Annotated in this window: 11 protein-coding genes; 6 read left to right on the top strand and 5 right to left on the bottom strand. The window is 68.4% G+C overall.

Annotated features, from left to right (window positions below; genetic code table 11):
- The coding region (locus DD1DGNOD_RS30370) for a hypothetical protein (RefSeq protein ID WP_241256006.1) at positions 1-80 on the top strand (80 nt) is incomplete at its 5' end.
- 101 nt (positions 81-181) lie between these two features.
- On the opposite strand, the gene egtD is transcribed toward DD1DGNOD_RS30370, so the two are convergent.
- The 4 genes from egtD to egtA form a co-directional block, all read right to left on the bottom strand.
- Complete coding sequence (gene egtD, locus DD1DGNOD_RS25985; protein WP_131771226.1) at positions 182-1207, bottom strand: L-histidine N(alpha)-methyltransferase; 1026 nt, start codon at positions 1205-1207, stop codon at positions 182-184.
- Between the two features lie 47 nt (positions 1208-1254).
- The gene (gene egtC, locus DD1DGNOD_RS25980; RefSeq protein ID WP_131768930.1) at positions 1255-1998 is read right to left on the bottom strand and encodes an ergothioneine biosynthesis protein EgtC; all 744 of its coding nucleotides are present in this window, start codon (positions 1996-1998) and stop codon (positions 1255-1257) included.
- Between the two features lie 108 nt (positions 1999-2106).
- Positions 2107-3612, bottom strand: a complete 1506-nt coding sequence (gene egtB / locus DD1DGNOD_RS25975; protein ID WP_241256001.1) for an ergothioneine biosynthesis protein EgtB — start codon at positions 3610-3612, stop codon at positions 2107-2109.
- The gene (egtA, locus tag DD1DGNOD_RS25970) at positions 3609-5087 is read right to left on the bottom strand and encodes an ergothioneine biosynthesis glutamate--cysteine ligase EgtA (protein WP_241256000.1); all 1479 of its coding nucleotides are present in this window, start codon (positions 5085-5087) and stop codon (positions 3609-3611) included. The genes egtB and egtA overlap by 4 nt, the downstream gene beginning before the upstream one ends.
- Positions 5088-5750: 663 nt before the next feature.
- Here egtA and DD1DGNOD_RS25965 point away from each other — a divergent pair.
- On the top strand, positions 5751-6542 hold the full coding sequence (locus DD1DGNOD_RS25965; RefSeq protein ID WP_131769010.1) for a nuclease-related domain-containing protein: 792 nt from the start codon (positions 5751-5753) through the stop codon (positions 6540-6542).
- A 653-nt stretch (positions 6543-7195) separates the two neighbouring features.
- Positions 7196-7519 (top strand): hypothetical protein, encoded by a 324-nt coding sequence (locus DD1DGNOD_RS25960; RefSeq protein ID WP_131768928.1) that lies wholly within the window; start codon positions 7196-7198, stop codon positions 7517-7519.
- A gap of 441 nt (positions 7520-7960) precedes the next feature.
- Here the strand turns inward: DD1DGNOD_RS25960 and DD1DGNOD_RS25955 are convergent, their stop codons facing one another.
- The gene (locus tag DD1DGNOD_RS25955) at positions 7961-8323 is read right to left on the bottom strand and encodes a hypothetical protein (RefSeq protein ID WP_131768927.1); all 363 of its coding nucleotides are present in this window, start codon (positions 8321-8323) and stop codon (positions 7961-7963) included.
- A gap of 543 nt (positions 8324-8866) precedes the next feature.
- On the opposite strand from DD1DGNOD_RS25955, the gene DD1DGNOD_RS25950 reads away from it, so the two are divergent.
- The 3 genes from DD1DGNOD_RS25950 to DD1DGNOD_RS25940 all read left to right on the top strand — a co-directional run.
- Positions 8867-9151 carry a hypothetical protein gene (locus DD1DGNOD_RS25950; RefSeq protein WP_131768925.1) on the top strand — a complete coding sequence of 95 codons (285 nt, stop codon included), beginning with the start codon at positions 8867-8869 and terminating at the stop codon, positions 9149-9151.
- Between the two features lie 112 nt (positions 9152-9263).
- Positions 9264-10694 carry a hypothetical protein gene (locus DD1DGNOD_RS25945; protein ID WP_165037055.1) on the top strand — a complete coding sequence of 477 codons (1431 nt, stop codon included), beginning with the start codon at positions 9264-9266 and terminating at the stop codon, positions 10692-10694.
- Positions 10691-11153 (top strand): protein kinase domain-containing protein (locus tag DD1DGNOD_RS25940; protein ID WP_165037053.1); only part of this gene is annotated, 463 nt, incomplete at its 3' end. The genes DD1DGNOD_RS25945 and DD1DGNOD_RS25940, both read left to right, overlap by 4 nt.

The following is an 11153-nucleotide window of genomic DNA, read 5'->3' as shown; positions in this document are numbered from 1 at the left end:
CCGCATTGCGGGCCTATGCGGCGATGGCGACCTCGGCGTCCACCGGTGCCGCCCGTGACGTGTCCCTGGCCGGCGGCTGACCGGCCGGCCCGCTCGCCTGGAGCCCTGGCCTGGGCCCCGCGCCCGTCCGCCTGCCTCTCTGTGGCCTGCCTACCCGGCGCGGAGGACCTTCCTTGAGGGATCAGGCGGGGACGGACAGGGAGAGCCCGAAGTCGCCGGCGGGATCGGTCCACCAGCGGACCATGGCCAGGCTCGCGGCGGCGAACTCGGCGGCCAGGCTGTCCCTGGTGAACTTGGCACTGATCTCGGTGCGCATCTGCTCGTTCTCGGCGAAGAGCACTGACAGGCCCAGGGCGCCGATGCGGACCTGCTGGTCGCGGACGGAGCGCAGGCGCATCTCGATCCAGGAGTTCTCGGCGTCCCACCGGGCCACGTGGGCGAACCCCCGCAGGTCGAAGTCGGCGTCGAGTTCGTGATTGATGACCGATAGGACGTTGCGGTTGAACGCGGCCGTGACGCCGGCGCTGTCGTCGTAGGCGGCTACCAGCCTGCCCGGATCCTTGACCAGGTCACAGCCCAGCAGCAGCATGTCGCCGTCTTTCAGCCGGGTGCGCATGCCGGCCAGGAATGCATGCCGTGCCTCGGGCACGAGATTGCCGATCGTTCCACCGAGAAACACGATCAGGCGGCGGTTGGCGTCGGGCAGCAGGTCGAGGTGGCGCTCGAAGTCACCGACGATCGCGTGCACGCTCACCGCCGGATATTCGTGTCGGATTGCGGTTGCGGCACGTGAAAGCACGGACTCGTCCACGTCGAACGGGACGAATCTGCGCAGGTGGCCGCTGCGGTGCAGCGCGTCGAGCAGCAGGCGGGTCTTGGCCGAGGTTCCGGAACCGAGCTCGACGAGGGTGTCCGCCCGCGACATCACGGCGATCTCGTGGACGCGGCTGGCCAGGATTGTCCGTTCGGCTCGGGTGGGATAGTACTCGGGCAGCCGGGTGATGGCGTCGAAGAGCATGCTCCCGTTGGCGTCGTAGAACCACTTGGGCGGTAGTTCCTTCGGGTTCGATGCGAGCCCGGCGCCGACGTCCCTGGTCAATGCCGTGGTCCGGTCGGATGCGGTGAGATGCCGATCGAAGACGATTCTCGGGTCGAGATCACCCCTGGTGGAACCGACGCCGGTGAGATCGGCACTGGACGCTGTCATGGGCTGCAACCTCCGGGAGCTTTTATGCAACCGAGAGTAACTGAATTCTAGATCAAACTACTAATGATTACATTGCGTGTGTCGGCTACGAGCAATCTACGATCATCGAGGTCAATCCATCCATCTCCGTCATCGCTGGGCTCGCTGGCCACCTCGACCCCGACGTCCTCGTCGGCAACGGATACTCGGTACGACAGGGTTTCACCCCAGGTTGTTGCTACTATTTGCGATCCGTTGGTTACCAAAAGGTTGAGACGGGCCGCGCCGTCCCTGCTGCCCGCCGCGACGACGACGTCCGCGACGGCGTCGGCAAGGTGCGTGCCCGCGGCCAGCCGCTGCCACACCACGGCGGCCAGCAGCGCCGAGTCGCAGCGCGAGTCGGGCACCGGCGTTCCCCTCACCCCTGTGAGCAAGCGCATCGGCACTGTGAGGTCCACCCGTCCGTTATGGCTGAGCAGATGCCGGCCGTCGGTGTACGGTGCGGTCGCCGTCTCCTCGACAGGCATGCCGACGGTGGCGTTGCGGACCGCGGCCAGCACGCAACCCGAGCTGATCACGCCCGCAAGGGAGGCGAACGAGGCGTCGGTCCAGATGGGAACCGCGCGGCGGTAGCGGGCCGGCTCCCTCCGGATCTCGGGGACGTACCACCCGACCCCGAAGCCGTCAGCGTTGATGTTGCCGTGCAGCATCCGCCGCGGTTCCCACGCCTGGCGCAGCAGGCTGTGCGGAGGATCATGCAGGAGTGACGTCAGTGTCCGTGGTGTCCCGAGCCACGCCGTATGGCGACACAACCGAAATCATCCTCCTTCTCGGTAGCGGACGTGAAAGGAGCACGATCGTGCCAGCTTCGCCCCCGTTGGCCCGCTGTGTTTCTCCCCCGTCGCGGTTTCCCGGGTTTCTCAGGCGTCGCGCGCGAGCCGGAAACCGGCGAAGATCTGACGACGGATCGCATGGTCCCAGTTGCGAAAGGTCGCCCGGACGGCGCTGTGATGCGTGGCCCAGGAGCCACCGCGCAGCACCTTGAACCCGGCGAACTCGGCTGCCTCGGCGCTCTCGGCGGACCCGATGGTCTCGGCGGACGACGTGCGGCCGGGTGCCGGGGCCGGATCGCTCGACACCCCACTCGCAGCGCCGGTTACGCGTGAGAAGAACACCTCGCTGTACTCGCGGTAGGGAAACGACTTGAAACCCGGATAACCCATGAAATCCCCGGCCGTCCACTCCCACACGTCACCGATCATCTGTTCCACGCCGTAAGCGCTCGCACCGGCTGGATACGCCCCCAGCGGTGCGGGGCGAGAAGCTGCTTGGCCCAGGTTGGCCCGCGCCGACGTCGGTTCACTGTCCCCCCAGGGAAAACGTCGCGAACTCCCGGTGACGGGATCGTGCGCGCACGCCTTCTCCCACTCGGCTTCGGTGGGCAGCCGCCGGCCCGCCCAGCGCGCATGCGCCTGCGCCTCGTACCAGCAGACATGCTGCACGGGTTCGTCCATCGGGACCGGTTCGTCCCGACCGAACCGCCGGCGTATCCAGGTGCTGCCGTCGCGACGCCAGAACTGCGGGGCGGTGAGGTCCGCCCGGCACCGCCATGCCCAACCGGAGGCCGACCACAGGCGTTCGTCGTGATAACCGCCGGCCTCGATGAACGCCGCGTGCGCGGCGTTGGAGACGGGCAGCGTGTCGATGAAGAACGCCGGTACGTACACCCGGTGGGCGGGACGTTCGTTGTCGTACGCCCATGCCGTACCGGCCGTGTCGCCGCTGGTGCCCATCGTGAACTCGCCGGCCGGTATCAGGATCTCCGCCGCCGGTACCGGCCGTCCGGGTGGCGGCACAGCACGGTCACCGATGATCGGGGAACCCGTCCGGAGCTGGTGGGTGGCCAGCATCGTCTCGTCGTGCTGGTGCTCGTGCTGGACCACCAGCCCGTAGACGAACCCGCCGGCCAGCAGCGCCGCGCGTGACCGCGGGCCGGGCGTGCCGACCATGTCGGTCATCCGTGGGGACGGCCTGCTGTCGCTGACCAGCTGGGTGGACAGCGACAGCAGTGTGTCCGGGTCAAGCCGCTCCAGGACGTCCAGGACACGGCCACGCACCTCGCTGACGTAGGACCGGGCCTGCGCCGGGCCGAGCAGCGGCAGGGCCGGTCGGTCCGCCCGGGGATGGCGGAACGCGTCGTAGAGGTCGCCGATGCCCGGGCGCAGCGGCTGTCTGCCCGCTACCGCCCGCAGCAACCACGACTCCTCATAGTTGCCGATGTGGGCAAGGTCCCAGACCAGCGGTGACATCAGTGGCGAGTGCTGGCGCCAGAGGTCGGTGTCGTCGAGGTCGGTGTAGGCGAGGCTGCGCGCCCGGCTGTCCGCGAGTGCCCGGACGATCTCATCGGTGGTCAGTTGTGTGGTCATCGTGCTGTCACCCATGGCCAGGTGGTCGGATACTCGCGGCCGGCGTTGGTTCCGGCGTCGGCCCTGGCGTTGATCTCGGTGTTGGTGCCGGCGCTGGCCTCGACGTTGATCTCGGCGTTGATCTCGGCGTGGAGCAGACCCTGCGGCCCGCCGGCCGGCAGCCGGTCGGCGAGATCATCAGCGGGGCAGCGACCCGGCTCGACATAGGTCTCGATGTAGGCGTTGACGGCGGCGAGCAGGCCGCTGCCGGCTCCCAGCCGGCCCAGCGCGTCGCGGGCCGCGTCTGCGCAACGCCGCGCCGCCTGGCGCAGCGCGCTGTCGCGTAGCCCCAGCGCGGCCGCGGTCACCCACCGACCGGCCACGGGCGCGCAGGCGTCGGCCGCTGTGTCCGCGGCCTGAGGGTCGTCCAGCAGGGCGGTGGTCACCGCGACCACCACTGGCCAGTTGCCGGCCGGTGCCGCGTCGAGGTAGCGCAGCTCCAGCCAGCCGCGCGGGCGCACCGGCGGGAACACGGTGGTCGAGTGGTATCGCAGGTCCGCGACTGTCGGTGGCCGCGCCACCGGGCCGTCACCGGCCACCCAGTCGGCGAACGTCGACCCGCCACCGGCGAGCCGGAAGTCACCGCCGGGGACCCGCACCAGCATGACCCGGGCGGCCAGCAGGTAGTCCGCCCAGGCTGTCGCCGGATCCGGTTGGTGCGGGGTCGCGACCGGCCTGGTCCGGGTCGGGTCGATGTCGGCCCACAGCGCCTGCCGGGTGGAGCACCATCCGGTTGCCGTCCCGTCCAGTACCGGGGACGCGGCGAACATGGCCACGAGCACCGGCCCCAGGGCATGGGCCAGGTCGAAGCGCCGTGTCCACTGCGCTGGAGTACCCGCGTCCAGGTTGACCTGGACGGATGCGGTCGAGCACATCATCGCCTCGCCCGCCCTCCCGCCGTTGGTCCGGAAGTACTGCTCCATGGCCGCGTAGCGGGGGGCGTGAAGCTGGCGTCGCGGTGGCCGCAGCGGATCGGTTCCCATCCCGACCAGGGCGAGTCCGGCGCCGGTGAGCACGGACCGGACCGCGGCGAGATCGGTGGCGGTCCGCGCCAGCGCGTCCGGCAGCGGCAGGGGCGGCGCGGACAGCTCGAGCTGGCCGCCGGGCTCGAAGGTGATCCGGGTTCCACCTGGCAGGACCAGCTCTTCCACCGGGCCCGGTGACGTGTCCGGTGATGCATCCCGCGGTGCCTGCTGCGGCGGGTTGCCGACGAGCACCGCCATCGTGCGGCTGGGGGGTACCGGACGCGACGGGCAGGCGACGTCGACGACGAACCATTCGGTCTCGATGCCGACGTCTCCGGCGGGCTGATCGGTCAGGCAGGTCAGGTGCGCGTAACGATGGACGTCGTCCGGTGAACGGATCTCGTCATCGGCACGGATCTCACCGTCGGCACGGATCTCGTCATCGGTACAACAGTGATCGGATGCTGGCATGCCTGCCTGTGTCCGTTTCATGAACCCTCCAGGTCCGGACCGGCCAGGGTTGCTGGCCGCGGGTCGGTGCGGGTCGGTGCGGGTCGATGTTGGTTGGTGCGGGTCGGTTGTGTGGATCCGCTTTCACTACGTCGTCGTGGCCTTCTCGGCCCTTCGACCAGACCCTCACAGCAGGGTGTTGCCCGGTAGTTACCGATATGCGAACGGTGTGGCGCACACAGAAGGGCCGTTGTCGGATTGTGCCCACCACCCGACCCCCCTCACACCGGAAAGTTCGGTCATCGTCCGGAGTTCGGTGGAGACGTGTGTTCAGCGTCGAGGCAGAGTGGAAGTATGTGTCATGTTGGATGACTGTTGCGATTTTTATGGAATGGTGGCCGTCGCATAGTTGATTTGCTGTGGCGCTCGGTGACCGCATCGCGGCACACTCGGTGATGGTCAGTGTGCGACGCGCGTGGAACCGCGTGGAACCGCACAGGGCTGAACGGGGCTGGACGGGGCTGGGACGGAGTTGTTCCGCACCGGTCGGCACATCGACGGCGGAGGTAACGGGTCTCGCGCCATGCAGGCCAGGTCGGCCGGAAGCGGGTCGGCCGGAAATGGGTCGACCGGAAGGTGGTGACGACCGGGATGCCGGAAGGGCAGTGGCCTGGACGGTCGGCCATGGCGGAGTACCTGCGCCGCAGGGAGCTTTACGTAGCCGAACGTAAAGATCGCCTGACAAGGGCGGTTGTGACCGCGACCACGGCAGCCGCGGTGGCGGCGACCCTGGTCGGTGTCTCCGGTGCTGTGGTGGGCCTGCCCACGGTGGTAGTGGTGCAGACGGTCCTGGGCGTTGCCCTGGCCGTCCTCGCCCTCGCCGCGACGCGTTTCCTCCGGTCCCCGTCGGAGATCGAGTCATGGCGGGAGGACGCCGAGGCCGAGCGCCGTACGGCCCGTGCCCTTGACCGCCTTGTCCGTGCCGGCTACACGGTCCTGCACGACCGCGCTCTCGCGGACTCCGCCGGCAATGTCGATCATCTGGTGATCGGCTCGTCCGGGGCGTGGATCGTCGAGACCGATGCTCACCGTGGGCCGCTGCGCCAGAACCGGGCTGGGCTGTGGGCCGGTAAGGTGCCGTTGCGCGCCATGCTCGGCCTGGTCACCTGGATGGGCGAGGAGGTCACCAACCATCTGGTCGCCGAGCTCCCGGATGGCTGGCAGCTACAGGTCCAGCCGGTGGTCGCGTTCTCCCGCGCCGAACTGCCGCACGGGCTCGCCCTGCTCGACGGTGTCGTGCTGCTGCCGGCGGCTGGGGTCGCCGACTACATCCTCACCGCCGGTGTCGTGTTGAAGCCCCTGGACGTCGCCATGCTGGTGGACGTCGCCGAACGGGCCTTCCCTCCGTATCCGGTGGACGAGCCGGCGCCGACCTGGCCGGCGATGTCCAGACTGCGGGGGATGCTGGGCCGCTGACGTCTGGTCCTTTGGTCCTTTGGCTGGTCCTTTGGCCACCCGGATCCCGGCGGTGTCGGGCACAGTGGTGGACGGGGCGTTGGTCGTCCGTCTCGATCCGCGGTGCCGGTTCACCAGGGCTTCCACCGGGCTTCGATCGGAAAGTGTCGATCCACCGGAGGTCGGGCAGAGCCCTGATATGGTCGGCGATCAGACAGGCCCTGCCGAAGGGGCCGGGGGTGGGGCTCGCCGCCGTACCGACAGCAACAGGACGAGCATGCGCGCTCCGTGGAGATGTATGCTGCCGACCGTCGCAATATGATCAAATAGTCCGGTTCGGGCCGGACCGGACTACCGGTAGCCGCCTTCCCGGTCGAGAGGGGATACCGGAGCCATCTTGTTGCATCCGGGACGGAATACCGCGCGTCGATTACCGGCCGCTGTGGTGTTCACCCACCGTTATGTGTCCCGGGATGGCGAACGTACCCCGAACTAGTTCTGCGGTGGCCCGGTAGCCCGATGACCCGGCATCGGCGGAATGAGTGTCCGTCATCACCAAAATACCATTCCAGGAATAGCGGAAAATTAGGAATAGACACGCACGGCGGGCCCGTCGTAGCCTTCTCCCAGGCCAGTCACCCAGTATTTTGTGGACGCAGGAGAAGGGTGTTGAAATGGGTAAGAGAATACTCGTCCTGGACGCCGACGGAGAACTTCTCGGCAAGTTTGCGGACACCTATACAGCACACCTGTGGAGCCACTTCAGGATTCTCGCACCAGGTTTCGACGGGCACGTCGAGGTGTTCGACCCGCATACCCGGACGTCTCTTGTGGTAGGCGCCGACGAATGCCGGAGCATCATCTGGGGAAGGGTCCAGAACACCGCGGTGTCCTGCGAGGAACGGGCTGAGCCGGACGAGCCACCCCTGCCGGAGCTGTCGGTTCGACAGCTGTCACGCCGATCCGTGACCCACGCCTGGCTGACCGCCGGGGCCTGACCGGAAGCGAACGCGAACCCCGACACAATCGGTGAACGGACTACCCGAACGGCGCTCCGAACAGCCAGACCGAACAGGTAGTCCGAACGAGTTCCGAACACCCCTTGAGCCATGTTCCCAACTCCCCGGCCGCCGGCTGACGGTGTCCCGGCCGCCGGGTGAACCGACACCGATGGTGCCCGTTCCCCTGAGTGCCTCAGGGAGGGGGGTCTCCGGGGCGGCGCGGAGGAGGAATGATCGCGCCGCCAGAAGCCCTCTGGAGGGCTTTCCGGTGTCGGGCCGAGACGGGAGCGGCGGCGTGGGTAGCGGTGGTACACGGCCACCGCCATCCCTTGCCCGCGCCGCCGCTCCCGTCCTTCTTCCCCGCCTGTCCTGCTTTCCGTCGTCCATCCCGGTGTCCGGTTCCTGCCGTCTGCTGCCTATTTATCTGTTTTCTGCTTCCTATTGCCGGCCGTGCGGGTCCGGCTGGGCGCTCTCGCCGATCTGGCGGCGTACCACGAGAGAACCGACGAGCAGGAAGAACAACAGCAGGACGAACGTGTTGGACGTGCCGCCGGTCGAACTGGACAGCACCATGTTCACCTCGGATCGCAGCACCGGCCCGCAGTTCGCGATGATCGAACGGTTTCCGACCCGGTAGGTGGCGAACTGCACGACCGTGGAAAATCGTCCGGTCGCGTCCGCGACGGTCCGGCCGATCGTCTTACCGTCCTCGGAGGTGATGACGACCTCGGCGGCCGGAGCGCAGCCGGCACCATTGGCGACCAGGGTGTCCCCGGCGGAGACGACCGGTTTGTCCAACACCAGTTGCCCGGGTAGCGGGCTTGGGGGCGTGGGTGAGGGCGTGGGCGCGGCGGGGGAGGGCTGCTGCGCAGGCGTGGACCCTGGCCTGACCGGCACGCACCTGTCGGACGCGGTCCGTACGAACCCGGTCGGACAGGGTGGGGGTGGTTGCGGGCACTGCTGCCCGGCGGGCACCCACAGGCCGCCGGGGCAGGAGACCGACGGCCGTGGACAGATGCCGTTGCGGTCCGGCGCTGTTCCACCAGGACAGGTGTCCCCGGTCTGTGGCGGCGGACACGGCTGCCCGACTGTCACCGTCACCCCGCTGGCGCAGGTCTCGTGCTGCGGTGGGCATTGTTCCCGAGATGCGACCGTACTGCCGTCCCAGCAGGTGATCGGTGGCGGCGGGCATTGTTCCCGCGTCCGCGCGGTGGAGCCGTCCGGGCAGGTCACAGGGGTCGGCCGGCAGATCCCGTCCTCGCCGCGCTGTTGGACCGCCGGGCACGGTGGGTAGCGGCATATGCCCTTTGCGTCGCGTTCCTGACCCGTGGGACACGGTGGGTAGTGGCACGTGCCGTCCTCGCCGCGTTGCTGCCCTTCGGGGCACGGCGGGTAGTGGCAGATGCCCTTTGCATCGCGTTCCTGGCCTGCCGGGCACGGTGGGTAGTGGCAGGCGTTGTCTTCACCGCGTTGCTGGCCTTCGGGACATGGCGGATAGGCGCAGGTGCCGTTGTCACCGCGTTGCTGCCCTTCGGGGCACGGTGGGTAGCTGCAGGTTCCCTCCCCGGTGCGTTGCTGGCCTGTGGGACACGGTTGCGGAGTGCATTCCCGCCCACCGGGCACCACTGAACCGTCCGGGCACAGGCAGCCGTCCGGGGTTCCCTCCGGGCAGACGGTGGGGCTTTCCACAGGCGTACCAGTAGTGGGGCTTGCCTCGGGTGTATCGCTACGCGGAGTGACCGTGGCAGCCATGGTCATGGGGATCGGCTTCGCGCCCGTCGTGGGAGCGGTGGGAGCCGGTGTGGGCGTGGCCGTGGATGCCACGCCCAGCATGCCGAGCAGAATCACCGACGGCAGGACAGCCGCCAGGGCGATCCTGATGCTTCCACGGCGTAAAAGTGAACAAGAAAAGCGCACGACGCCCCCGGAGCGCGAAAGGAGTGGCGGCGTGTCGCATACCGGACAGCATGTCCAACTGCCGCCTTGTTCCTATGATGACAGTAGCATCGAGGCCACAATAGAAAGCGAACTCTCGGGGGGCGCCGTGGCCATTGTCGTAGAGGCGACGCGGCGAGCCGCGGCGCCTCTCACCGTTTTGATCACCGTGGCGTTGGTGGTCCTGGTTTTGTTACCCGGCCTGGCCACAGCCGCGGCCGGCGGCGTGCCGGGCGACCGCCCCACCAGCATTGTTGCCGCAGGTAGCGGGGGTCTTCAGTTCGACGCGGTGGTCAACGAGGTCTCCGTCACCGGGCGGCGGATCACGCTCGATCCGGACCAGCCGACGCGTGTCCTTGTCACGGTCCGCAACAATCGGGATGATCTGGCCCGGATACGATCGATTCGCGTCAGCGGATCGGCGCTGGGTCTCACCTTTTTCGTCTTCGACACCGCAGTGAAGATGGACGTGCCCCCTGGCGCGTCGTTGACCTGGAGTATTGACGTCGACATGGCGGAGCTGCATGGACAGGCGACCGGGCTGTTGCCCATGGCGGTGACTCTACGTGACGCGAAACGTGACACTCTCGCCTCGGCCGACGGTATCGCCGATATCCGCGGCACGCTGGTCTGCACATACGGCATGTTCGGGTTGGGTCTACTGGTGGTCACGGTCCTGCTGTGGGCTGCTGCGTTGGTCGCGCTCGCGCGGCATCGTCTCCCCCGTAATCGGTGGCGGCGGGCTGTCCGGTTCGCGCCCGCCGGCTGCGGAGTCGGCTTTGTCGCGATTGTCAGCTTGTCTGCGTTGAGGGTAACAGCACCCTCGACGTCGTCCAACCTGACCTTTATCGCGGCAGCCGCGGGAATCGGTTTTCTGCTGGGCTATCTCACCCCTACGCCCGCTCCCGCACCGGCCGCCACCTTGCCCGCAGGCACGTTGTCCGCAGGCGCGTCGCCCACAGGCGAGTTGCCCACCGGCGGTGCGTTGAGCCCCGACCAGGCCCGGACCTCGAGCCCGGCAGGCACTGCCTCCCCGGCCGGTGGGGTCCGGTCGGCAGCTGCGGCGCAGCCACCGTCCCGGCCCGTTGTCCGGCCACAGCCGCCCGGCGCGGACGAGGACAGGCGCGGATACGAAAGGCCGTGGCAGCCGCCCCCGCGGTTCTTCGAGGAAGACACCGACCCGACCGGCATTCCCCGCCGCCGCGAATGGGACCTGCGTCAGGATGGGCCTTCGTGACGATCAATCCATCCGTGCCGCCGCGGGCACTGGTGGCCGCCCTGCCGCGATACAGGTTGGGGGCCGAACTCGGCCGCGGCGGGTTCGGTGTCGTCTACGCGGCCGAGGACCCACGGCTTGACCGGGCGGTCGCCGTCAAGCACCTGCCGAACCGGATCGCCGCCGACCCGCAGATGCGCTTCCGGTTCAACGAAGAAGGGCGCGCCCTGGCCCGGTTGAACCACCTGCACATCGTCACGGTTTACGAGTACGCGGACGAAGAGGTGACCGTCGACGCAGGGAGTACGCCGGAACGGGTCTGTGCCCTGGTGTTGGAATATCTCCCCGGCGGGACACTCGCACAGCGCTTCCGCCGGACCGGGCTCACCATGGAACAGTCCTGCGCGGCCGTGCTCGCCGTCCTTTCCGCGGTGCAGGCCGCCCACGACCAGGGGTTGCTGCACCGCGACATCAAACCCG

Source organism: Candidatus Protofrankia californiensis (assembly GCF_900634765.1).
Taxonomy (GTDB): Bacteria; Actinomycetota; Actinomycetes; order Frankiales; family Frankiaceae; genus Protofrankia; species Protofrankia californiensis.
Note: the sequence above shows the minus strand (reverse complement) of the source record. Positions and strands in the feature narration are given on the sequence as shown.